Here is a 24650-nt window from a genome sequence, read left to right as displayed (position 1 = left end):
AGCCCTTGTTTCATTTGCACTGGGGGCCACCATGTCTGATCACACCCGGCTTTACCGCCTGCTGCTGTGTCTGGCTTTGACCGGCACGGGCTCTGTCGCCTGGTCACAAGGCGCGCCTGGCGAAGACCCGGTGCTGCTGGGCGGCAACGTCAGCTACCAGGCCTTCCCGACGGCGGCAGAAGCCCGCTCGGGCGCGCTGGACCCGGCCGACGATCTGCCGGCATGGCTGCGTGCCAAGGTGTCGCGTTACGAAGCGCAGTCCTTCACCAGCAACCCGAACGGCATCGCCACCGACAGCGACATCGTCAACACCACCCGCTCGGCGGGCACCCGGAAAACCTGTGTCCAGGAGGTGGGCAGCTCGACCACCATGCTGCGGCCAGGCACCGCCTCTCAAGTCCGCCAGGCCAACAACAACACACAGGTCGTTGTGCTGCGCGGTGATCTGGTCAACGTCTGTCGCTGACCGTCTGTTGTCGGGATTGGCCCGCGCGCGGGCATGCGGAGGGCACCATGACTCGGATTTCCTGGGCATTCGGGGCAGCGCTGGGCAGCCTGCTCTTGGGCGCGTGCACCACGCCGCTGGATCCACGGCGTGACGTCGAACTGCAGTCGCATGCCTCCGCCGCGGCGCGTCCCGTGGTGCGCCCCCTGCGCTCCATCTCCAGCTTCACCGATTCCCTGGCCTGCATGGACCAGCTGCTGCGCGACGCGGACCTGCCGACCACGCTCATCACCAGCAAGCAGATCCCGGACTACTCCGCCAAGGTCGCGGTCGCCTCCAAGGACATGATCATCACGGCCATCTCGCAGATGTCCCGCCTGAGCAACGCCTTCCGCTATGTCGACTTCGAGGTCGACATCGCCCGTCAGGACACGGTGCAGAACCTGACCACGCTGCTGCTCAACAACAACCAGATGCAGCTGCAACGCCCCGCCTTGTATGTGTCGGGCGCCATTTCCTACGTCGACCAGAACGTGCTGAACAACCGGTGGGATGCCGGCCTGTCGGGCTCGCGCATAGAGGCCGGCTACAGCACCAACCGCAATGCCACGCTGCTGGGCCTGGAGATGCACCTGGGCGATTTCCGCACGCGCACGCTGATCCCGGGGCTGGATTCGGCCAACGAAGTGATCTTTGGCACTGGCGGCCAAGGTCTCGACCTGGCCGGTCGCATCGGCACCTACGGCGTGCACTTCAACGTGGGGCGCGACTACACCCAGGGCACGGGTGCAGCCACGCGCACCCTGGTGGACCTGGCCATGATCGAGCTGCTGGGCAAGTGGGCGCGCGTACCTTATTGGCAATGCCTGACGCTGGACCAGACCCATCCCGATTTCCAGCGTGTGCTGCGCGACTGGTACGAGCAAGGTTCGCCGGCATCGCGGCAGAAGCTGGTGCAGCGTTCGCTGACGAACCAGGGCTACCTGCCGGGTGACGCGCCGGCCCTGCCCGTCAACGCCCCGCAATGGCGCTCGGCCATCGGCCGCTTCCAGGCCGACAACAACATGGTGGTGACCGGCGCGCTGGACTTCGTCACCTACGAACGTGCGCTGCGCCACTACGTCACCCTCGATGAGACGGGCAAGATCACCCAGGTCGGCTGGGGGCCCAAAGGCGGCGATCTGCAAGTGGCCTCGAATGCGCCGCTGCGCATCGACATGCAGGTGGAAAACCCCGTGCCCGACCGCACACGCTTCGAGAGCGGCACCCAGGTGTTCATCTCGGCCCGGGTGAACCGCGCCGCCTACTTCTACTGCTTCATGTCGGACGGCCAAGGCAACGTCATCCGCCTGCTGCCGAACTCGGCCAACCCCAACGCCCTGATCTCGGCTGGCAACTCGGTGCGCATTCCTGACTGGATGGCGCCCAACCCAGGTTTCGTGCTCGACACCGGCGTGCCCGGCACCGAAGCGGTGGGCTGCCTTGCCACCGAGGAGGACATGCTGGGCCGCTTGCCCAACGTGGTGGCCGTGCCGGCCTTGACCCTGGTGCAGGACGTCAACGGACTGGCCGGCGTGCAAGCCGAGTTTGCCCGCGCCAACGATGGCCAGCCGTTCGCCATGCAATCGGTGCAGTGGCAGGTGCTGCCCCGCCGCACGCCCAGCACCGCCGAGCTGCAAGCGCCGCCCCCTGCGCCAGCGAGCCCTGCCGCCTCACGGCAGCCTGCCCGTTCCCCGTCGCGGCGCTGAGGGAGTGCGGTCCATGTCGATCAGCCTCACCCTGCCCCCGCCCGACATGCACAAGCCCAGCTGGCATTGGATCGTGGATCGCCTGCTCGGCTGGGTGGTCGCGATCGTGGTGCTGCTCATCGTGGGCTTTGCAGCATGTGCCTGGGCACAACCACGCGCCCTGCCAGGCGCGGCGATCGACCCGGTCGGCCCGACGTCCAGCACCATCGTGCTGCCGCCGCAAGCCACCGAGGTCATCGAAGCCGGCCCGATTCACCTCCCTGACCTGGAGGCCGTGCCACCGTCGCGCGAGACGCTGCAGATCAAGCAGGCCGGTACCGCCGAGGTGCAGCAGTCGCTGGCCCGCCTGACCCAGCAGGCCAACGCACCGAGCCGCGAAGGCGCGCAGGCCGCCTGGCAGCTGGGCCTGGTGCACCTGCACGGGGCTGGCGTTCCAGTCGATCCGGTGCAGGCGCAATCGTGGTTCGAGCGGGCCGCGCAATCGGGCGCCGCGCAGGCACAGGCCGGCCTGGCCTGGTGCCACCTGCAGGGCTGCACCACCCCCCGAATCCAGACCGCGCCCGCGCGGCCATCCAGGCCTTGCGTCCCGTGTCACGCGGCCGCGCCGACTACCTGCAATGGCTGCTGGCCGAGCAACAAGCGCCTGTCACCATCGCCCAGCCCGGCGCCACCCGCCACGCTGCCCCCGCCTCGAACGACCGCCTGTTACAGGCTGCGGCGCGCGAAGGCGACGCGCAGGCCCGCGTCGAGCTGGGCATCCGCGCGGCCACGCAGCAGCGCTATGCCGACGCTCAGCGCTGGTTCCGCGGTGCTTCGGGGTCGCGCGCCGCTGACATCAACTTGCAGCGCGTGGGCGACCTTGTGCAGCGCGAAGCGCAACAGCCCCCGGCCGACGCCTCGCGTGCGCAGGCCCTGTTCAACAAGGCGCAGCGCCTGCATCGCGGCCAGGGCGGACCGGCCAACTACACCGAAGCCATTCGCCTGTACCAACAAGCCGCCCAACTCGGGCATGCGCCAGCCAAGTCCATGCTGGAGTTGATCTTCTCGCGCCCGGCGCCCGGCGGGCGGGTCAACCTCGTCTGGATGCAGCAGGTGGCGTACGTGGACACCCGGCAGTCGCTGCCGCGCTTGGCGTCCGCGCTGAACCAGCCCCAGCTCGTGCGCGACCCCACCGCGGTGTTTGACCTCATGCCGCCGTTCTGGCAACGCCAGGTGCACGCGGCCGGCATCTGACGACCCGCGCCGTCAGCAACACTGGGTAGTATGGCCATGCTGCCGTTCGTAAAAAAACGGAGGCGACTGCATACTGCATGCCTACCACCCACAGACCGAAACCGCTGGCGGGCGACTGGCATGCCAGCATCGTCGGTGGTGGGTGTGGGGCCATGCCACGGGCAAGGCATCTCCAGCCACCCCGGCTGCTTCGGGACCTGAGCGCGCCCTCAGCGCGCCAGCGGGCAGCCCCACAACGCGATGCCCGGCTGCGCGAGCGACGACGCCCCGATGGCGAGCCGATGGCGAGCCGATCGACGTCGACAACGCCTCGTGCCGGCATCGTCAGACATCCCTCACGCCAGATCACGCTCCATTGAAGGAGTTATGCCTCAGTGCGTCCAGATTCAAAACGCGAAGTCCCCCGTACTCCACCTGAATGGCTTTCTCGCGCTGCAACACCGCCAAGGCCTCGTTCACCCGCTGGCGTGACAGCCCCACGAGGTTGGCCAGCTCTTGCTGGGTGATGCGCAACACCTCGCCCACACCGGGGTACAGCCAGGGGTTGAACAAGGCTGCCAGGCTGCGGGCCACACGCTGGTCGGGGTTGGTCAGCCGATCCGCCTCGCGCGCGGCGATGAACTGACCCAGGCGTTCGTTGAGCTGCATCATCACAAAGCGGTTGAAGCCGATCGAGTGGTCCAGCAGCCAATGGAAGGTGTCGATCGGCAGGCCCGCCACCACGCTCTTGCGGATGGCCTGCACGTTGTACCGATACGGCTCGCGCTTGAGGGCCGTGCCCTCGCCGAACCAGCCACCGGGCGGCAAACCGGCCAGGGTGGTTTGTCGCCCATCCTCATGATCGGTGGTCATTTTGAGCAGACCGTCCACCACGCCAAACCAGTAGGTCGAAGGCCGGCCGGTGCGGCAGACGTAGTCGCCGGGCCGCGCGTCGCCCACGACGAGCAGCGGCACGATGCGGTCACGCTGCCCATCCTGCAAGGCGCTCAGCCAGGGGATGTTGCTCAGCTCGTCTCTGGTCGGTGCGCGGCGGCGCTGAAGTATTCCGGTGTCCTGAAGCATGGCTCCGCGCGTTTTCCCGATGATGGGTTTCCCTGTAATTGTCGTTCCACGGACATCAAGGCGTCAAATGATTGCCTAGGATGCCACCATCTCCTCAGCACCCGATGGCGTGAATGTCGCCATCAGGACTGAATCAAGACAAGGATCGGCATGAGCACGACATTTCCGCATTGGCTGTGCAAACACGCCAGCGAGCGCCCAGACGCCCCCGCCCTGCGCGAAAAAGAATTCGGGATCTGGCAGACCTGGACCTGGCGCGAGGCCGAGCAAACCGTGCGTCACCTGGCCTGTGGCCTGGCCGCGCTGGGCCTCACGCGCGGTCAGAACCTTACCTTCATCAGCGACAACCGCCCCCACGTCTACCTGGGGTTCCTGGCCGTTCAGGCGCTGGGCGCGGTGCCGATTCCGCTGTACCAGGACGCCGTCGCGGCCGAGATGCGCTTCGTCATCGAAGACGCGGGCATCCAGATGGCGTTTGCCGAGAACCAGGAACAGGTCGACAAGCTGCTGGAGGTGCGCGAGACCCTGCCCAGCATCGGCCACATCGTTTACGACGACCCCCGCGGCCTGCGCCACTACGACCAGCCCGGCCTGATCAGCACCGAGGCGCTGATGCAGCTGGGCCAGGAATGGGACGCCCAGCACCCCGGCGCCTGGCAGGCCATGCTGGACGCGCTGTCGCCCGACGACGTGTCCGTGATCCTGTACACCTCGGGCACCACCGGCAAGCCCAAGGGCGTGTGCCAGACGCACCGCAGCTTTGGCGAGTCCGCCCTGGGGGGCGTGCAGACCGATCGCCTGGGCCCGACCGACAACGTGATCTGCTACCTGCCGCCGGCCTGGGTGGGCGACCACCTGTTTTCGTTCGCGCAGTGGATGGTGGCGGGCTTCACCATCAACTGCCCCGAGTCGGCCAGCACGGTGTCTATCGACCTGCGCGAGATCGGCCCGAGCTACTACTTTGCGCCCCCGCGCATTTTCGAAGGCATGCTGACCTCGGTGTCCATCCGCATGGAGGACGCGGCGCCCTTCAAGCAATGGCTGTATGCGCAATCCATGGCGGTGGCGCGCCGCGTCGGCAGCGACGTGCTGGACGGCAAACCCGTGGGCGCGCTGGACCGGCTCAAGTACACGCTGGGCGACCTGTTCATCTACGGCCCGCTGCGCAACGCGCTGGGGCTGTCGCGCATTCGCGTGGCCTACACGGCCGGCGCGGCCATCGGCCCCGAGCTGTTCCGCTTCTTCCGCTCCATCGGCATCAACCTCAAGCAGCTCTACGGCCAGACCGAGACCTGCGCCTACGTCTGCATCCAGCGCGACGGCGCGGTGGAACTGGCCAGCGTGGGCCCCGCCGCCCCGGGCATCGAGCTCAAGATCGCCGACAACGGCGAGGTGCTGGTCAAGGGCGTGTCGGTGCTGCAGTCGTACTACAAGCGCCCCGACGCCACGGCCGAAGTCATCGACGCGCAGGGCTACTTCCACACCGGCGATGCCGGGGTGATCGACGCCTCGGGCCAGCTGCGGGTGATCGACCGCGCCAAGGACGTGGGCAAGACCAGCCGCGGCGCCATGTTCGCGCCCAACTACATCGAGAACAAGCTCAAGTTCTTCCCGCACATCAAAGAAGCCGTGTGCTTCGGCCACGAGCGCGACCAGGTCTGCGCCTTCATCAACATCGACTACGAGGCCGTGGGCAACTGGGCCGAGCGCCAGGGTCTGCCCTATGGCGGCTACGTCGACCTGGCCGGCAAGCCCAAGGTGCTGGACCTGATCGCCGACTGCATCGCCCAGGTGAATGCCGACCTGGCGGCCGAGCCCGGCATGGCCGACACCCAGATCGCGCGTTTCCTGGTGTTGCACAAAGAGCTGGACCCCGACGACGACGAGCTCACCCGCACGCGCAAGGTGCGGCGCAACTTCATCGCCGACAAGTACGCCGTGCTGGTCGACGCGCTGTATGGCGGACGGACCGAACAGTTCATCGAAACCCAGGTCAAGTTCGAAGACGGCCGCACGGGCTCGGTCAGCGCCACGCTGGCCATCCTCGATGCACAGATCCACCCCGCTGGCGTTCAAGCCCTGAAGGCTGCGGCCTGATACACCCAAGGACCCTCATGGCCAGCAGACCCATCGGCGACGTGATCCTGGACATCCAGAACATCAGCCTGCGCTTTGGCGGCGTGAAAGCGCTGACCGACATCTCGTTCAACGTCCGCGAGCACGAGATCCGCGCCATCATCGGCCCCAACGGCGCGGGCAAGAGCTCCATGCTCAATTGCATCAACGGCGTCTACAAGCCGCAGGAGGGCTCGATCACCTTCCGCGGCCAGACCTTCAGCCACATGAACAGCCGGCAGGTCGCCGAGATGGGCGTGGCCCGCACCTTCCAGAACCTGGCGCTGTTCAAGGGCATGAGCGTGATCGACAACATCATGACCGGGCGCAACCTCAAGATCAAAAGCAACATCCTGCTGCAAGCCCTGCGCATCGGCCCGGCGCAGCGCGAGGAAATCCGCCACCGCGAATTCGTCGAACACATCATCGACTTCCTGGAAATCCAGGCCTGGCGCAAAACGCCGGTGGGCCAGCTGCCCTACGGCCTGCAAAAGCGCGTGGACCTGGGACGGGCGCTGGCCATGGAGCCGCAGGTGCTGCTGCTGGACGAGCCCATGGCCGGCATGAACGTCGAAGAAAAGCAGGACATGTGCCGCTTCATCCTCGACGTGAACGACGAATTCGGCACCACCATCGTGCTCATCGAACACGACATGGGCGTGGTGATGGACATCAGCGACCGCGTCGTGGTGCTGGACTACGGCAAGAAGATCGGCGATGGCGCACCCGACGAGGTGCGCAACAACGACGACGTCATTCGCGCCTACCTGGGCGCCGCCCACTGACCGGAGCCACGCAATGGGACCCTTCCTCGAAACCCTGATCGGCGGCCTCATGGTGGGCACGCTCTACGCGCTCATCGCCATTGGCTTTGTGCTCATCTTCAAGGCCTCGGGCGTGTTCAACTTCGCCCAGGGCGCCATGGTGCTGTTCTCGGCCCTGGCGATGGCGCGCTTTTCCACCTGGATTCCGGGCTGGCTGGGCATGGAGCCTGGGCTGGTCGGCAACCTGCTGGCCATCGTGGTCACGCTGGCTCTCATGGTCGTGGTGGCCTGGATCATCGAACGCCTGGCGCTGCGCCACCTCGTGAACCAGGAACCCATCGCCCTGCTCATGGCCACCCTGGGCATCGCCTACCTGCTCGACGGCCTCGGCCCGCTGATCTTCGGCAGCCAGGTCTACAGCATCAACGTGGGCATGCCCAAGGACCCGGTCTTCATCCTCGAGAACACCTTCCAGGGTGGCCTGATGATCAGCCTGGAGGACCTGTACGCGGCCGGCATTGCCGCGCTGCTGGTGGTGGCCCTGAGCCTGTTCTTCCAGAAGACCAAGACCGGCCGCGCGCTGCGCGCCGTGGCCGACGACCACCAAGCGGCGCAGTCCATCGGCATCCCGCTGTCGCGCATCTGGGTCATCGTCTGGTCGGTGGCCGGCGCCGTGGCCCTGGTCGTGGGCATCATCTGGGGCTCCAAGCTCGGGGTGCAGTACTCGCTGTCGCTGGTGGCGCTGAAGGCGCTGCCGGTGGTGATCCTGGGCGGCCTCACCTCGCTGCCGGGCGCCATCGTGGGCGGCCTGATCATCGGCGTGGGCGAGAAGCTGTCCGAGGTCTACCTGGGCCCGGTGATCGGCGGCGGCATCGAAACCTGGTTCGCCTACGCGCTGGCCCTGTGCTTTTTGCTGGTGCGCCCGCAAGGCCTGTTCGGCGACAAGATCATCGACCGCGTGTGAGGCCAGGCATGAAGCACACCCATTGCCCAGTATCAGCCTCTGTCGTTTTCTCATCAAACGGCAACCGCACCATACTCCAACAAACACAGGCAGCACCGAGCCCGCTGCCACCGCAACGCTGAGGCCGAGGAGACACCCCGATGTTCTATCGTGAAAACGGCCAGTTCAAGTCGAGCTACGCCGCCGATCAGCAGATCTTCGCCGTGGCGCAGGACCGCTACGCCATCTGGCTGATCGTCGCCCTGGCCTTCCTGGTCGTGCCCTTCGTGGCCAGCGACTACACCTTCCAGGCGGTCCTCATCCCCTTCCTCATCATGGCGCTGGGCGCGCTGGGGCTGAACATCCTGGTCGGCTACTGCGGCCAGATTTCGCTGGGCACGGCGGCCTTCATGGCCGTGGGCGCCTACGCGGCCTACAACCTGCAGGCCCGCATCGACGGCATGCCGCTGCTGCTGGCCCTGATCGGCGGGGGGCTGGTCGCCATGGTGTTCGGCGTGGTCTTCGGCCTGCCCAGCCTGCGCATCCGCGGCCTGTACCTGGCCGTGGCCACGCTGGCGGCGCAGTTCTTCGTCGACTGGCTGACCACGCGCGCCGCCTGGGTCACGAACCACTCGTCCTCGGGCTCGGTCAGCGCCAAACCGCTGGCCATCCTGGGCTGGCAGATCGACACGCCGATGGAGAAGTACCTGCTGTGCCTGGCCATCCTGTGCGTGCTGGCCCTGGCGGCCAAGAACCTGGTGCGCAGCGCCATCGGCCGCGAGTGGATGGCCATGCGCGACATGGACGTCGCCGCCAGCGTGATCGGCATCCGCCCGATGTACGCCAAGCTCACGGCCTTTGCCGTCAGCAGCTTCATCGTCGGCATCGCGGGCGCGCTGTGGGGGTTTGTGCACCTGGGCGCCTGGGAGCCCGCGGCCTTCAGCCTGGACCGCTCGCTGCAGCTGCTGTTCATGATCATCATCGGTGGCCTGGGCTCCGTCGTCGGCAGCCTGTTCGGCGCGGCCTTCTTCGTGCTGCTGCCGCTGCTGCTCAACCAGATCCCGCACTGGCTGGGGCTGCCGATCTCGACCGCCACCGCCACCTACCTGGAACACATGATCTTCGGCGCGCTCATCGTGTTCTTCCTCATCGTCGAGCCGCACGGCCTGGCCAAGCTCTGGTCCACGGCGCGGCAAAAGCTTCGGGTCTGGCCCTTCCCGCACTGATGTCTGGGGCCATTGCAGTTATCGGCAGTTGTTTTTCAAGCGACCAAGCAACCGGGGTGATCCCCCAACATGTGAAGGAGACGAGGTCATGACGTTCAAGAAAGCAAAACTCGCGCCGCTGGCCCTGGCCGCGGCTGCGCTGGCCGGTGCGCTGTTCGTGCCGGCGGCCCATGCGGCCGACCAGTTCGTGCCGCTGCTCGTCTACCGCACCGGGCAGTTCGCGCCGCTGGGCATCCCCTGGGCCGACGGCAAACAGGACTACCTCAAGCTGGTCAACGCCAAGGGCGGCATCAACGGCGTGAAGATCAGCTTTGAAGAGTGCGAAACCGCCTACGACACGGCCAAGGGCGTGGAGTGCTACGAGCGCCTGAAGAACAAGAACGGCGGCGCCGCCGGCTTCGACACCCAGTCCACGGGCATCACCTTCGCCGTGACCGACAAGGCCCCCGGCGACAAGATGCCCATCATCACCGTGGGCTATGGCCTGTCGCAGTCGGCCGACGGCAAGGTGTTCGAGTGGAACTTCCCCATGCTGGGCAACTACTGGACGGCCGCCGATTCCATCGTGCAGGACATCCTGAAGAAGGAAAAAGGCAGCCTCAAGGGCAAGAAGATCGCGCTGGTCTACCACGACTCGCCTTATGGCAAGGAACCCATTCCGCTGCTGCAAAAGCGCGCCGCCAAGGAAGGCTTCGAGCTGACGCTGCTGCCGGTGACGGCGCCGGGCGTCGAGCAGAAGTCCACCTGGCTGCAGATTCGCCAGCAGCGCCCCGACTACGTGCTGCTGTGGTCGGCCGGCGTCATGACGCCCACCGCCGTGCGCGAGGCGCAGGCCACGGGCTACCCGCGTGAGAAGGTGTATGCCGTGTGGTGGGCGGGCTCCGACCACGACGTGAAGGACATCGGCGCCGGCGCCAAGGGCTACAACACCGTCACCATCCACAACACCGCCGACCGCGACAAGGTGCACGACGAGGTCAAGGCCCAGCTCTACGACAAGGGCCAGGGCACGGCCAAGGACCCCAAGGAGCTGGGGCAGATGGCGCACACGCGCGGCATGGTGATCTCCATGCTGCAGGTCGAGGCCATCCGCACCGCGCAGGAGAAGTTCGGCAAGGGCAAGGTCATGACGCCCGAGCAGGTGCGCTGGGGCATGGAGAACCTGAACCTCACGCAAGAGCGCCTGAACGAGCTGGGCTTCGGCAAGATCATTCGCCCCATCAAGACCAGCTGCGACAACCACCTGGGCACCGACTGGGCGCGCATCGCCACCTGGGATGGCAGCAAGTTCGTCGTCACCTCGGATTGGTACCAGGCCGACAAATCCCTGGTCGAGCCCCTGGTGAAGGAGTACGCCGAGAAGTACGCCAAGGAGAAGAACGTCAAGCCGCGCACCTGCAGCTGACGCGAGCCTCTCCCGCCGGGGCCGCATGCGGCCCCGTTCACCCCGATCCGGCCCCGGGCGCGCCCCCCGCAGCGCCGCCTGGATCGGGGTCCCCACGGTTTCACAGTTTTTTGTCGCAGGTGAAGGCATGACCGAATCCCCCAGCCCCGCGCTGGCCTCAGCGGACCCCGGCGCCAGCACGCCGCTGGTCGAAGTCAACGGCATCGAGGTCATCTACAACCACGTCATCCTGGTGCTCAAGGGCGTGTCGCTGCAGGTGCCGCCGCGCGCCATCGTGGCCTTGCTGGGCGGCAACGGCGCCGGCAAGACGACGACGCTGCGCGCCATCTCCAACCTGCTCAAGGGCGAGCGCGGCGAGGTCACCAAGGGCACGATCACGCTCGCCGGCGAACGCATCGAAAACCTCTCGCCATCCGACCTGGTGCAGCGCGGTGTGGTGCAGGTGATGGAGGGCCGCCACTGCTTCGCCCACCTCACGATCGAGGAAAACCTGCTGACCGGCAGCTACACGCGCAGCGACAAAGGCGAGATCGCCGCCAACCTCGACAAGGTCTACACCTACTTCCCGCGCCTGAAGACACGCCGCACCAGCCAGGCGGCCTACACGTCGGGCGGCGAGCAGCAGATGTGCGCCATTGGTCGCGCGCTCATGGCCAACCCGCGCATGGTCTTGCTCGACGAGCCCTCGATGGGCCTGGCGCCGCAAATCGTCGACGAGGTGTTCCACATCGTCAAAGACCTGAACGCCAAGGAACAGGTGACTTTTCTGCTGGCCGAGCAGAACACCAACATGGCCCTGCGCTACGCCGACTACGGCTACATCATGGAAAGCGGCCGCATCGTCATGGACGGCAAGGCCGACGACCTCGCCAGCAACGAGGACGTGAAGGAGTTCTACCTGGGCGTGGGGGGCGGCGAACGCAAGAGCTTCCGCGACGTCAAGAGCTACAAGCGCCGCAAGCGCTGGCTGGCCTGACGAATTCACATCCTCGATCGCAGTATCCACACATTCCCGTTCACAACAAAACGGGAATCACACCATACCCCTTGCATTCGGCCTGGAGACTCGGCATGAGCACGCATTACGACGCCCTGGAAACCCGCTCGCCCGCCCAGCGCGAGGCCGATCACCTGGCCCGCCTGCCCGCCCAGATCGCGCTGGCGCAACAGCGCACGCAGGCCTTTGGCGAGCTGCTGCGCGGCATCGACGCGCGCCAGATCGATTCGCGGGCCGCGCTGGCACAGCTGCCGGTCACGCGCAAGTCCGAGCTGCTCGAACGCCAGGCCGCGCACCGGCCACAGCAGATCTTCGGGGGCTTCAACGCCATCGGCCTGGGGCCCGACATGCCGCGCCTGTTCTCCAGCCCCGGACCCATCTACGAGCCCGAAAGCCGGCGCCCCGACTACTGGCGCATGGCGCGCGCGCTGCATGCCGCCGGCTTTCGCAGCGGCGAGCTGGCGCACAACTGCTTTTCCTACCACTTCGTGCCCGCGGGCTCGATGATGGAATCGGGCGCTCACGCCGTGGGCTGCACCGTGTTCGCTGGCGGCACCGGGCAAACCGAGCAGCAGGTGCAGGCCATGGCCGAGTTGCGGCCGGCCGGCTACATCGGCACGCCCAGCTTCCTGCGCATCCTCATGGAAAAAGCCGCCGAGATGGGCGTGCCCCTGCCCTCGCTCACCAAGGCCCTGGTGTCGGGCGAGGCCTTTCCGCCATCGCTGCGCGACTGGCTGGGCGAGCGCGGCGTGGCCGCCTACCAGTGCTATGCCACCGCCGACCTCGGCCTCATCGCCTACGAAACCGAAGCGCGCGAAGGCCTGGTGCTCGACGAGCACGTCATCGTCGAAATCGTGCGCCCCGGCACGGGCGACCCGGTGCCCGAAGGCGAAGTGGGCGAGCTGGTCATCACCACGCTGAACCCGGATTACCCGCTGATCCGGTTCGGCACGGGAGACCTCTCGGCCGTCCTGCCGGGCCCCTGCCCCACCGGCCGCACCAACGCGCGCATCAAGGGCTGGATGGGGCGCGCCGACCAGACGACCAAGGTGCGCGGCATGTTCGTGCACCCCAAGCAGGTGGCCGAGGTCGTGCGGCGCTTCCCGCAGGTCGTCCGGGCGCGGCTGGTGGTGAGCGGCGAAATGGCGAACGACCAGATGCAGCTCATCGCCGAATGCCACGAGCCCTCGCCCGCGCTGGCGCAACAGATGGCCGATGCGGTGCGCGAGGTGACCAAGCTGCGCGCCGACATCGCGCTGCAGGCGCCGGGCAGCCTGCCCAACGACGGCAAGGTCATCGAAGACGCGCGCAGCTACCAGTGACCCTCGCTGTGGCGCCCGTGCCGAGCGGCTGCGAGCGGCTCCGGGCTCCGGGCTCAGGCGCCTTCCACGCCGGCGAATGTCCCAACGCTGAGTCACCCTGGCCGGTGCGGTGATTGCCACCGATGCCCTTCGCGACAACGCACGAGGATGCCGCGCCCGCTTCAGCGTCACCCGCTGTCAATGGACGGTGCAGGGGATGACGGGCCGCCTGGCTGGGGTGGCGATGACCGCACACCGTGATGTCGAATCTCAAGGACCGGGCGATCCTCGTCCCCGCGCCCCGCTGCGCCACCTGCGCCCTGTCGCTTGGGCTCAGCCGGTGGGGCGGGGCTGTATACACTCGGCCCCGTTCACCGCTGTGTTCCTCCCCTTGCATACCCATTCATGACCCCGAGCCCCATCCCGCGCAAGCCCCGTTCTGCCGTCAAGCCCGAAGGCCAGTGGCGGCACGGCAACCTGCGCGAGGCCCTGATCCAGCTCGGCACCCAGGTGCTGGACAGCGAGGGCAGCGAGGCCCTGAGCCTGCGGGCCATCGCCAAGATGGCCGGCGTGTCGCCGGGTGCACCGGCCCACCACTTCGGCGACAAGAACGGCCTGCTGGCCGCCATCGCCGCCCAGGGCTTTCGCGACATGGTCGCCCTGCGCCAGCAGCGCCTGGACGATGTGGCCGCAGACGACGCGCCCGGGCGGCTGCGCGCGCTGCTGCTGGGCCACCTCGAATTCGCCCGCGCCCACCCGGCGCGCTTTCACCTCATGTATGGGCCGCAGCTGGCGCGGTCCTGGGACTACCCCGAGCTTGAAGAGGCCGGCAAGGTGTCGTTCACCATGCTGCGCCAGGCGGTGCTGGCCGTGTTGCCCAGCGCCCGGGCCGATGTGCTGAGTGACGACGAACTGGCCGGCATCGTCTGGGCCAGCGTGCACGGTCTGGCCATGCTGCGCCTGAACCGCCTGGGTGCGCCCATCCGCACCGGCCCCCAGCAGAACGCCAAGCAGATGGGCGAAGCCCTGGTGCGCTTTTGCCTGCTGGCGATTCAAGGCCTGGCGGTCGACCCCGCCGACGCCACCACCGGCCCGGATCAGCCCGTTCCCACGCGCTGAAGGGCCGGCTGGCGACTCCCGTCGAGTGCGGTTCACCTGCGGGACACTCCCTCTTGCGCAGGCTGTCACGGGCTGGTAATCTCGCACAAACTGAACAGTGATTAGTTATGTCGCCCTTCAGGCGATGTATCGGTCTCCCGCGCTGTTTCGTTGTCTCCCCCTCATTTCGACAAGGACCTGCCATGAGCCTGCCTCCCATCCTCACCGAGCGCCTGCGTCTGCCTGTGATGGCTTCGCCGCTGTTCATCATCTCCGGCCCCGACCTGGTCATCGAACAATGCAAGGCCGGCATCGTCGGCTCCTTCCCGGCGCTGAACGCCCGTCCGGCCGAGCAGCTTGAAGTCTGGCTCGAGCGCATCACGCGCGAGCTGGCCGAATGGGATGCCGCACACCCCGACCAGCCTTCGGCCCCGTTCGCCGTGAACCAGATCGTGCACAAGAGCAACGACCGCCTGCAGCACGACATGGACGTGTGCGCCAAGTTCAAGGTGCCAATCGTCATCACCTCGCTGGGCGCACGCACCGAGATCAACGACGCCGTGCACGGCTGGGGCGGCATCGTGCTGCACGACGTGATCGACAACACCTTCGCCAAGAAGGCGATTGAAAAAGGCGCCGACGGCCTGATCGCCGTGGCCGCCGGGGCCGGTGGCCATGCCGGCTTCCAGTCGCCGCTGGCGCTGATCCAGGAAATCCGCGAGTGGTTCGACGGCCCACTGCTGCTGTCGGGCGCCATCGCGCACGGCCGCAACGTGCTGGCCGCCCAAGCCATGGGGGCCGACATGGCCTACATCGGCTCGGCCTTCATCGCCACGCAGGAAGCCAATGCCGTCGAGCCGCACAAGGCCATGATCGTCGAGTGCTCGGCCAAGGACATCGTGCACACCAACCTCATCACCGGCGTGCACGGCAACTACCTCAAGCCCTCCATCCGCAATGCGGGCATGGACCCCGACAACCTGGCCACCAGCGACCCGAGCAAGATGGACTTCAGCTCGAACCGCCAGAAGCCCAAGGCCTGGAAGGACATCTGGGGCTGCGGCCAGGGCATTGGCGCCGTGACCGAGGTGCCGCGCGCACGCGACCTGGTCGCACGCCTGGCCCGCGAGTACGAGGCCGGCAAGGCCGAGTGGCTGAAGCGCCTGAACGTGCTGGGCGGCGCCAAGGTCGAGCAACGCGAACGCGAACTCGCCTGATTCGGGCGGCCTCGCAGCCGGTGTTCGGGCCGGCTGGCCGGTGTTCGGGCCGGCTGCACACGCGGGCCCCTGCCCCGGACCTTCTGACACGGGCCAGATGGCGCTGCTCCCAGCGCCATCTGGCCTGTGTCATGGTGGGCGCCCTCAGCCCAGGTCCGGGGACGGGAGCCCCGTGCATCCGCGTTGAGTCGGCCCCCCAGCCCCCTGCACCTCTCAGCGCGCGGACACGCCCCTGCGCCCAGACTTCTTGACGTAACGCGGCTCGCGCGCGTCGTTCGCCAGCCCCGAGAAATGACGCGATCAGGCGCTACCATGCTGCCTCATCGGCATGCGGCCAAGTGTGGCACACACCGCGATGCAATCATGCAGTATCAGCCAATTCCCGTTATAGATAGAACGGGAGTGAACGCATACTCGTCAACACACAGGGAGGCTTCATGCAGCGCTACGAACTCAGCGATGGCAGCTCGAACAAGTTCTGGCAGATCGAACGACAGGGCAGCGAGCTGCACATCAGCTGGGGCAAGATCGGCACCAACGGCCAAAGCCAGGTGAAGGCGTTCGACAGTGCAGCCAAGGCCGAAGCCGCCCGAGACAAGCTGATCAAGGAAAAGACCGGCAAGGGCTATGTGGCGACTGGCGATGCCCCCATGGCCGCGGGTGCCACGCCCAAGGCGAAGGCGCCAGCGCCCAGCCCCGCCAGAGCAACGACCGACGCGGGCGCGACCGCAGACGCCACAACCGCTGCTGCGGCAGCCGCTGCTTCCCCAGCCGCCAAGGCCGCCGCGAGCCGCCAGCACACCCCGGCCAAAGCGGCGTCCACCTCAAGTGCCCCCGCTGCCCCCGTTCCATCGGATGGTGCCGCCCCATCCGCGGCAACACCCGCCCCATCCAGCCCGATGGCCGCTGCAGCAGGCCCCGCCACATCGCCGCTCGCGGCCGGTCAGCAGGCCCCACGCGAAGCCATCGATGCCTGGCTGGCCCAGCAGCGCGAGACCCCGGGGCTGGACGAGCAAGGGGCCGAGGCCTGGCCGCGCGCCCTGCAGTTCCTCATCGACGAAGCCAAAGGCAAGTCGCGCGTCAGCCTGACGCCGACCAAGCTGCAGCGCGCCATCGGGGCCGACGACCTGGTGATGCACCACATCGACGCCTTGTTCGCCCAGTCCAAGGTGCTGCGCGGCTACGGCCTGGCCGGGCTGTCCTATGTTGACGGCAGCTCGGCCAGCAAAGCCGCCGAGGTGCTCGCCCAGGCCCAGGCCTCGGCCGACAGCGTGCGCACCCAGCTGCACGCGGTGCGCGCCGCCGTGTGGGCGCCGCTGGCCGCCACCGAACCCGGCGCCCCCTGGCCCGCGCGCTTCGGGCAGCGGCTGGGGCTGAGCGAGGCCAGCGTGAAGCCCTGGCCCCTGCGCGGCGCCCGTGTGTATGCCAAGCCCAGCGAGCGCACCGCCAAAGAGGCCTGGTTCCTGCTGCGCTCGGGCAAGCTCGGCTTCCTGTCGGCCGCGCAGTCGCATGCCGACTACCGCGACGCCATCGACGCCTTCCACCGCCGACTGGCGAACGAAGCCACGGCCGAGCCCGACCTGGCCAGCGACCAGATCCTGCTCAATCTGTGCGTGCACGTGACCCACGAAGGCAGCGTGCGCAGCAACCTCAGCCACATCGTCGCCTACCTGGTGCAGGCGCACGGCCTGGCGCAGGTGATCCGCATGCTGGCCGAATCCGCCCAGGTGACGGCGGACTACAACTACAGCGCGGGCCGACGCTGGGGCCTGCAGCCGCGCACCGGCAGCTACGCCCTGACGGTGCTGCGCGCGCCCACCGACAACCTGCTGCACCTGGTGCGCCGCTGGCTGCTGGCGGCCGACGACGCCGAGTGGCAGGCCGCCGTGGCCGCCGCCATCGAGGTGCTGCCCAGCTTGCGCGAGGACGAGCGCGGCTGGCTGGGCCCGCTGTTCGCAGAATCGCCCGAGGTGGCGCAGGCTGCCATGGCCAGCTTCGCCGGCCGCAGCCTGCCGAAGTCGGCCCAGTGGCTGCTGGTGTCGCTGCCCCCGGGCGACGACGCCCGCCGGCTCATGGCCCTCAAGCCTGAAGTCGACGAGGACAGCCTCTACACCCACCCCGAACTGCTGAGCCCGCTGCTGGACAAGCTGGGCGACGACGCCCTGGCCTTCCTGGCCAACGGCGTGGCCTACCCCGCCATCGCCAACCTGCTGGCCCAGACCAACGAGCCCGAGGCCATCCAGGCGCTGGCCAGGCAGGCGTCGTCCGGCAAGGACGCACAGGCCCGCCTGAAGCTGGCCCTGGCGCGCTGGCCGCTCGCCGGCGCCATCGGCCTGGCGCGGCAATGCGCCCAGGGCGGCAAGGACACGCCCTTGCTGCTGCCCCTGCTGCGCCAGCTCATGGCCCAGCTCGGTCCGGCGCTGACGCTGGCCCAGCCCTGGCTGTCGCCCGCGGCCAGCCAGCTTGTGAGCGACTTGCTCGCCAAGCAGCAGGCCGTGCAAAGCCGTTTCGCCCCCACCGACGACCTGCCGCCGGTGCTGCGCGAGGTGCCGTGGCTGCGGGCCAAAACGCGCAGCGCCACCAAGGCCATGGCGCTGGAGCCGCTGGCACTGGCCGATGTGCAGGCCCAAGACGCCTCCGCCAGCCCGCTGCCCAACTGGGCCCAGCACTGGCTGAACGAGGCTCTGGCCCGCTCCAAGACCGATGTCCTGGCCATGGCGCAAACCCTGCGCGCCAACCACTACCGCAACAACAAGCTCACCTCGGCCGAGAACCTGGCCAAAGCCATTCGGCAGCGCGACGCCGAGGCGCTGGTGCAAGCCTGGGATGAGGACCTGCAAGCCGAACGCGAACGCCACCGCAACAGCTACTTCTACCCCTACCTGAGGGGCTTGAACTGCATTGCCCTGCCCGACGACCTGGGCCTGGCCCTGTGGAACGCCCGCGCCGGTGCGGTGGACACGCGCGACGAAAACCTGGTGCTGCACCACTGGGGCCTGCGGGCCCTGCCGGGCTTCATGCGTTTGCTGCGGGCCAATCCAGGCTCCCTGTTCGACCAGGCTCAGCGCTATGGCTCGGTCGACATCGCCCCGGTGGCGGCCCGCGCGGCCTTCAAGCTCAAGACCCTGCGCAAGGCCGGTCTGAAATGGCTGCAAGCCTGGCCCGAACACGCGCTGTGCGGCCTGATCGCCCCGGCGCTGGGCAAGTCGGGCGAGGCCAAGGACGTGGCCGCGAAAGCCCTGCGCTGGCTGGCCGCCCAGGGCCACCGCGAGCTGCTGTTCACCGTGGCCGCGCGCTACGGCGACCCCCGGGTCACCCAGGCCGTGCAAGCCGTGCTGGACGAGGACCCGCTGGACCTGCACCCCAGCAAAGTGGGCGCGCTGCCCGAGCTGTGGCAGCCGCAAAGCTGGGCCCGCCCCCTGCTGAAGGCCGCCGACGGCGACGCAGCCGGCGATGCGCTGGGTGACGAGGCCATGGCCGCCTTCGGCCAGATGCTGACCTTCCCACGCGGTGACGGTGTGTACGAAGGCCTGACGCAGGTGCTGCGGGCCTGCACGCGCGAGTCGCTGGCCGAATTCGGCTGGGAGATGTTCAGCGCCTGGCTGGCCGCCGGCGCGCCCGCCAAGGACAACTGGATGTTCTCGTCGCTGGGCCTGCTGGGCAACGACGAGGTGGCGCGCCGCCTCACGCCGCTGATCCGCGCCTGGCCCGGCGAGGCCGCCCATGCGCGCGCCGTGGCCGGGCTGGATGTGCTCGAAGGCATCGGCACCGACACGGCGCTCATGCTGCTCAACGGCATCGCGCAAAAGGTCAAGTTCAAAGGCCTGCAGGACAAGGCCCGCGAAAAAATCGCCGCCATCGCCGAGGCGCGCGGCCTCTCGACCGAAGAGCTGGAAGACCGCCTGGCGCCCGACCTGGGCCTGGACGAGCGCGGTTCGCTGGTGCTGGACTTCGGGCCGCGCCAGTTCAAGGTCGGCTTTGACGAAGCCCTCAAGCCCTGGGTGCGCGACTTCACGGGTGGCGTGGACGGTGCCCGCCTGAAAGACCTGCCCAAGCCCAACAAAACCGACGACGAGGCCCTGGCCAAGGACGCGACCGAGCGCTACAAGCTGCTCAAGAAAGACGCCAAGACCATCGCCGCGCAGCAGATCCAGCGGCTGGAAACCGCCATGTGCCAGCAACGCCGCTGGACGGCTGAGAACTTCCGCGACTTCATCGCCACGCATCCGCTGGTGCGCCACATCGCGCAGCGCCTGATTTGGGGGGTATATGCCGTGGCCGGCCAAGACAATGACGGCGAAGTCGAATACCCCAACTTTGGAGGCGAGCTGCTGAGCTGCTTCCGCCTGGCCGAGGACGGCAGCTTCACCACCGCCGACGACGAGCCGTTTGCGCTGCCCACCGACGCGCCGCAGGGCTGCGCGCTGCGCATCGGCGTGCCGCACGCGCTGCAGATCCGGCCCGAAGACGCCCAGGCCTTTGGCCAGCTGTTCGCCGACTACGAGCTGCTGCAGCCTTTCCCGCAAGTCGGTCGCGACACCTATGCGCTGACCGAGGCCGAGCTGGCCACCAAGGAACTCAAGCGCTGGGAAGGCGCTGTCGTGCCCACGGGCCGCATCCTGGGCTTGACCCACAAGGCCTGGCGGCGCGGCGATGCGCAGGATGGCGGCGGCATCTGGTACTACGCCAAGCCGCTGGGCAACGGCCACCTGATCGAGTTCACCTTCGAGCCCGGCATCACCGTCGGCATGGTGGACGAAGAGCCCGAGCAAACCCTGCATGCGGTGACCTACGGCCTGCCCGGCCCCTGGGGCGAACAGCGCGACGAGGACAAGCGCAACTGGTCGGAACTCGATGCCATCAGCATCAGCGAGCTGATCCGCGACATGGAAGCCTTGCGCGAGCCGGTGCAGGCATGATGGCGATCCCGCCTTCGCCCATCGCTCGAAAGGACTCCCATGGACACCCAGGAACTGCATCGTGGCCGCCTGTTTGACCACATCCAGCTGGTCGTGCGCGACCTGCCCGCCAGCCAGGCCTTTTACACGGCGGTGCTGGCCTCGCTGAACGTGCCCCTGGGCGGCACAGGCGACGGCTATTTCTGGGCCGACGAGCTCTTCGTCTCTGCGGCGGACAGCCCGGCCGCCCTGGGCCAGCTCACGGGCCGCCACCACCTGGCCTTTCAAGCCCAGGACGTGGCCATGGTCCAAGCCTTCCACCAGGCGGCTCTGGCGCATGGCGGCCAGGACAACGGCCCACCGGGTGAGCGCGCCTATCACCCCGGCTACTACGCCGCCTTTGTGCTGGACCCGGATGGCAACAACATCGAAGCGGTCTACCACGGCCAGGCCACGCGCAGCGCGGGTTCGGTGCGCATCACCTTTTGAGGTCTGGCCTCAGAGGCCAGGCCGGAATGCCAGACGCTGCCCCTCGCGGGCTTCGCATGCAGGCCGCCATGCCTGATGCGTTCGCGGGTCAGTCCGCCCACCCTGTCCGTGCATGCTCAAGCAGACACAGCATGCCCCGACCATCGCGCGCTTGGCAACTCCGGCCGTAGCCGTGCGGACGCGTGCTGTGGCGCAGCCTGCAAGCCCCGCGCCCACGGATCAGGCCCGAGATGCCGGCCAGGCCCGACAATCGCACTCTCCTTCCTCTGCCTGCCGGCCCAGCCCGGCGCCGCATCGCCTTGACCCACACCCATCCCTCTTCCGCCTTGCCGCCAGACGCGGCCCATGTCGATGCCGTCGTCATCGGCGCCGGGGCCGCTGGCCTGTTCTGCGCCGCCCAGGCCAGCGCACGCGGCGCCACGGTGCTGCTCATCGACCATGCCAGCGCCGTGGCCGAAAAAGTGCGCATCTCGGGCGGCGGCCGCGCCAACTTCACCAACCAGTGGCTGGACGTGCGCGCGCCGCACAAGCACTTCGTGGGCGACAACCCGGCGTTTTGCCGCTCTGCCCTGTCGCGGTTCACACCGCAGGATTTCATCGCGCTGGTCGACGCGCACGGCATCGCGCACCATGAAAAACACAAAGGCCAGCTGTTCTGCGACCACTCGGCCCAGGACCTCATCGACATGCTGCTGGCGCTGTGTGGGCGCGGGCCCGGCCAGGTCAGCCGCTGGCAGCCGTGCCGGGTCACCGCGGTGCAGGCGCTGAACGCCTCGCGCACAGAGACTTCGTCTTCAACCAGTATCCCGCCTTCTTCTTCATCCAGTGAACGAGAAACGGCAGATACTGGCATCCACCCTGCCCGCTACCGCGTGACCACCGAGCGTGGCAGCGTGCTGGCCACCAGCGTGGTCGTGGCCACGGGCGGCCTGTCCATCCCCAAGATCGGCGCCAGCGACTTCGGCCTGCGGCTCGCGCAGCAGTTCGGCCTGCGGGTGTTGCCCACGCGGCCGGGGTTGGTGCCGCTGACGTTCGACGCGCAGGACTGGGCGCCCTTCGTGCCCCTGGCGGGCGTGGCCCTGCCCGTGCGCATCAGCACGGTCCCGGCGCCGGCATCGGACGCCGCCCCCGCAACGAACCCGGCCGCGTCGGCCCAGGCCGGCACACGACCGGGCAAGGCGGGCCAGGACGGCAAGGGCGCGGCCGCCAAACGCGCCGGCCCCGTGTCGTTCGACGAAGACCTGCTGTTCACCCACCGCGGCCTGTCCGGCCCCGCCGTGCTGCAGATCTCGAGCTACTGGCAGCCGGGCACGCCCCTCACGCTGAACCTGCTGCCCGAGGTGGACCTGGCCGACGAGCTGCTGCGGGCCAAGGCCAGCTCGCGCAAGCGGGTGGCCAACGAGCTGGCGCGCTGGCTGCCCGCCCGCCTGGCCGACGCCTGGTGCGCCCGCGATCCGGTCTGGCAGCGCGCCATTGACCAGGTGCCCGACAAGGCCTTGCAGCAGTTGGCCGCCAGCCTGCAGCGGTGGCAGCTCACGCCCTCGGGCACCGAGGGCTACCGCAAGGCCGAAGTCACGCTGGGTGGCGTGGACACGCGCGAGCTGTCGCAGCAAACGCTCGAGGCCAAGTCCCGCCCGGGCCTGTTCTTCATCGGCGAGGTCGTGGACATCACGGGCTGGCTGGGCGGCTACAACTTCCAATGGGCCTGGGCGTCGGCCCACGCCTGCGCACAGGCCCTGCCGTTGGCCGGTGACGTGCCCGCACAGGGCTGATGGTCACCGCGGCTGCTGGGTGATGCCTGGGCCCGGCAGCCCGACTGCGCGGCCTGAGCGATGGCGGGGCGGATGCGCGTGAGCGACCCGCCCGCCCGTGCCGTGAACAAGCCGCCAAGAGGTCCCTGCGCCGGTCTGCGTCGTCAACGAAGGCTTCACGCGGCGAGCAGGTGCTGGACCGGGGCTGCGCTGACATCGTTGCCTGTGGCAGCGATCAAGGCAGGCCGACCCAGTGCGCGGAACATCCCAGTCAACTCGCGCTTGAATGGCAAGCCGGCGGCGGCGCTGGCGGTGATGCTGACCCCGACCGCCAATGCCATGGCAACGCGCCGTCGGCAATGGGTTCGGCCTCACCGGGGGTACTCGGCCAGCTTCGCGCGGCCGAAACTGCACGAGGTCGGCCAACAGCGATTGGCCGGTCGCCATCGACGCGTCACGCGGACCACCGATTCACCCAGCGCATCCCGGCGGCACAGCTGTTCGTCCCAGGTGTTCCATGGGGTATCCAGCCACACCGTTCAGCAATGAATCGGTAAATCCCTGTTACCCCCTCACACCAGCCCCTGGCTTTCGAGCGCGCGGATCTGCTCAGGGGACAGGCCCAGCATCTCGCCCAGCACCTCGTCGGTGTGTTCGCCCAGCATGGGCGGCGCCTTGTGCTCGACCGGCGTCTTGGAAAACCGCAAGGGGCTGCGCAGGCTGGGCACGTCGAAGCCGCGGCTGTGCGGCAGCTGCAGGGCCAGGCCGCGGTGCTGGATCTGTTCTTGCGCAAACGCCTGATCCAGCGTGTGCACCGGGCCGCAGGGCACACCGGCGGCGCCGATGCGGTTGACCGCCTCTTCCACCGTCAGGTCCCGCAGGGACTCGGTGATGCGGGCATGCAGGGTGTCGCGGTTCAGGCAGCGCTCGGTGTTGTTGGTGTAGCGCGGATCGCTTGCCATGTCATCCAGGCCCAGCGCCTTGCACAGCAGCTGAAACTGGCCGTTGTTGCCCGCCGCCACGATGAGGGAGCCATCCTTGGCCGGGAACACCCCCGACGGCGCGCCGGTGGGGTTGCCGTTGCCGGCGCGCGGCTGCGGCACGCCGCCCACCAGGTAGCCGATGGCCAGGTGGCCGTTGGTGGCCATGGCGCCGTCCATCAGGGCCATGTCGATGTACTGGCCCTCGCCCGTGTTCAGCCGGTGGTACAGCGCCGACACGATGGCCGTGGTGGCATAAAGGCCGGTCACCACATCGGTCAAGGCCACGGCGGTGCGCATGGGGCCGCCGCCCGGCTCACCATCGGCATGGCCGCAGGTGCTCATCATGCCGGTGTAGCCCTGCAGGATGAAGTCGTAGGCCGCCCGCTTGGCCAGCGGCCCTGTCTGGCCAAAACCCGAGATCGAGCAGTACACCAGCCGCGGGTTGCGCTTGGACAGGGTGTCGTAGTCCAAGCCGTAGCGCGCCATGGTGCCGACCTTGTAGTTCTCCATCACCACGTCGCACTGGTCGGCCAGCTGGCGCACCATCTCCTGCCCCTCGGGCCGCGAGATGTCGAGCGTGATGGACTTTTTGCCGCGGTTGTAGGCCAGAAAGCCCGACGAATCGTCGGCCTCGACCTCGTTGCCGGCCGCGTCGCGGACCCGGTAAAACGGGCCGATGCGGCGCGTGTCGTCGCCCTCGCCGGGGCGCTCGACCTTGATGACGGTGGCGCCCATGTCCGCCAGGTTCTGCGTCGTCATCGGCCCGGCGATGACGCGCGACAGATCCAGGACCTTGATCCCATCCAGAATGCCGCTCATGCTGTCTCCATGTGGTGTCGGGCGGCTGCATGAGGTCTGCAGCCCGTCCCCGCGTGACACGGATTGTGGGCAAGCCTTGGCGGTGCGGCAGTCGCGCACGGGGCGGTTACGGTCGCCGTCCACATGCGGCGGCGTGCCCTGGCGCGCAATGCGACG

The 24650-nt window shown here is 68.1% G+C and carries 18 protein-coding genes and 1 pseudogene; 16 read left to right on the top strand and 3 right to left on the bottom strand.

From position 1 onward, the window contains the following. Positions 1-31: 31 nt before the first annotated feature. The 4 genes and pseudogenes from CCO03_RS09510 to CCO03_RS20390 all read left to right on the top strand — a co-directional run bounded on the left by CCO03_RS09510 (position 32) and on the right by CCO03_RS20390 (position 3426). Complete coding sequence (locus CCO03_RS09510; RefSeq protein ID WP_087280334.1) at positions 32-466, top strand: hypothetical protein; 435 nt, start codon at positions 32-34, stop codon at positions 464-466. 47 nt (positions 467-513) lie between these two features. Then, a complete protein-coding gene (locus CCO03_RS09505) occupies positions 514-2193 on the top strand; it encodes a DUF4384 domain-containing protein (protein ID WP_087280331.1) in 1680 nt (559 codons plus the stop codon). 13 nt (positions 2194-2206) lie between these two features. Beyond that, positions 2207-2632, top strand: a pseudogene (locus tag CCO03_RS20745) (hypothetical protein); the annotation flags it as partial. A gap of 149 nt (positions 2633-2781) precedes the next feature. Further along, a complete protein-coding gene (locus CCO03_RS20390) occupies positions 2782-3426 on the top strand; it encodes an SEL1-like repeat protein (RefSeq protein WP_236904102.1) in 645 nt (214 codons plus the stop codon). A 345-nt stretch (positions 3427-3771) separates the two neighbouring features. On the opposite strand, the gene CCO03_RS09490 is transcribed toward CCO03_RS20390, so the two are convergent. Further along, the gene (locus tag CCO03_RS09490; protein WP_087280323.1) at positions 3772-4488 is read right to left on the bottom strand and encodes a Crp/Fnr family transcriptional regulator; all 717 of its coding nucleotides are present in this window, start codon (positions 4486-4488) and stop codon (positions 3772-3774) included. 150 nt (positions 4489-4638) lie between these two features. Here CCO03_RS09490 and CCO03_RS09485 point away from each other — a divergent pair, with 150 nt between their 5' ends. The 12 genes from CCO03_RS09485 (at position 4639) to CCO03_RS09430 (ending at position 22713) form a co-directional block, all read left to right on the top strand. After that, positions 4639-6585: an AMP-dependent synthetase/ligase gene (locus tag CCO03_RS09485; protein WP_087280320.1), complete on the top strand. Its 1947-nt coding sequence runs from the start codon at positions 4639-4641 to the stop codon at positions 6583-6585. 17 nt (positions 6586-6602) lie between these two features. Further along, the gene (locus CCO03_RS09480; protein WP_087280316.1) at positions 6603-7388 is read left to right on the top strand and encodes an ABC transporter ATP-binding protein; all 786 of its coding nucleotides are present in this window, start codon (positions 6603-6605) and stop codon (positions 7386-7388) included. Positions 7389-7401: 13 nt separating this feature from the next. Next, positions 7402-8331, top strand: coding sequence for a branched-chain amino acid ABC transporter permease (locus CCO03_RS09475; protein WP_087280313.1), 930 nt, complete (start codon positions 7402-7404; stop codon positions 8329-8331). A 140-nt stretch (positions 8332-8471) separates the two neighbouring features. Then, positions 8472-9536, top strand: a complete 1065-nt coding sequence (locus CCO03_RS09470; RefSeq protein WP_087280310.1) for a branched-chain amino acid ABC transporter permease — start codon at positions 8472-8474, stop codon at positions 9534-9536. 88 nt (positions 9537-9624) lie between these two features. Continuing rightward, complete coding sequence (locus CCO03_RS09465; RefSeq protein ID WP_087280308.1) at positions 9625-10941, top strand: ABC transporter substrate-binding protein; 1317 nt, start codon at positions 9625-9627, stop codon at positions 10939-10941. Between the two features lie 127 nt (positions 10942-11068). Continuing rightward, positions 11069-11917 carry an ABC transporter ATP-binding protein gene (locus CCO03_RS09460; protein ID WP_087280305.1) on the top strand — a complete coding sequence of 283 codons (849 nt, stop codon included), beginning with the start codon at positions 11069-11071 and terminating at the stop codon, positions 11915-11917. A gap of 95 nt (positions 11918-12012) precedes the next feature. After that, positions 12013-13260, top strand: a complete 1248-nt coding sequence (locus CCO03_RS09455; protein ID WP_087280303.1) for a phenylacetate--CoA ligase family protein — start codon at positions 12013-12015, stop codon at positions 13258-13260. Positions 13261-13644: 384 nt separating this feature from the next. Further along, on the top strand, positions 13645-14358 hold the full coding sequence (locus CCO03_RS09450; protein WP_087280300.1) for a TetR/AcrR family transcriptional regulator: 714 nt from the start codon (positions 13645-13647) through the stop codon (positions 14356-14358). A 182-nt stretch (positions 14359-14540) separates the two neighbouring features. Continuing rightward, complete coding sequence (locus CCO03_RS09445) at positions 14541-15554, top strand: NAD(P)H-dependent flavin oxidoreductase (protein WP_087280297.1); 1014 nt, start codon at positions 14541-14543, stop codon at positions 15552-15554. A gap of 437 nt (positions 15555-15991) precedes the next feature. Beyond that, positions 15992-20473: a WGR and DUF4132 domain-containing protein gene (locus CCO03_RS09440; RefSeq protein WP_087280294.1), complete on the top strand. Its 4482-nt coding sequence runs from the start codon at positions 15992-15994 to the stop codon at positions 20471-20473. A 39-nt stretch (positions 20474-20512) separates the two neighbouring features. Next, a complete protein-coding gene (locus CCO03_RS09435) occupies positions 20513-20941 on the top strand; it encodes a VOC family protein (RefSeq protein WP_087280291.1) in 429 nt (142 codons plus the stop codon). A gap of 299 nt (positions 20942-21240) precedes the next feature. Continuing rightward, positions 21241-22713, top strand: a complete 1473-nt coding sequence (locus CCO03_RS09430) for a BaiN/RdsA family NAD(P)/FAD-dependent oxidoreductase (RefSeq protein ID WP_236904101.1) — start codon at positions 21241-21243, stop codon at positions 22711-22713. Positions 22714-22868: 155 nt separating this feature from the next. Here CCO03_RS09430 and CCO03_RS19720 read toward each other — a convergent pair whose 3' ends face one another. Further along, a complete protein-coding gene (locus tag CCO03_RS19720) occupies positions 22869-23033 on the bottom strand; it encodes a hypothetical protein (protein ID WP_157667610.1) in 165 nt (54 codons plus the stop codon). Positions 23034-23264: 231 nt separating this feature from the next. Continuing rightward, positions 23265-24494 (bottom strand): CaiB/BaiF CoA transferase family protein, encoded by a 1230-nt coding sequence (locus CCO03_RS09425; protein WP_087280285.1) that lies wholly within the window; start codon positions 24492-24494, stop codon positions 23265-23267. Between the last annotated feature and the right edge of the window lie 156 nt (positions 24495-24650).

It is taken from the genome of Comamonas serinivorans (genome assembly GCF_002158865.1).
Taxonomy (GTDB): Bacteria; Pseudomonadota; Gammaproteobacteria; order Burkholderiales; family Burkholderiaceae_C; genus Comamonas_E; species Comamonas_E serinivorans.
This window is presented reverse-complemented; position numbering and strand designations above follow the sequence as displayed.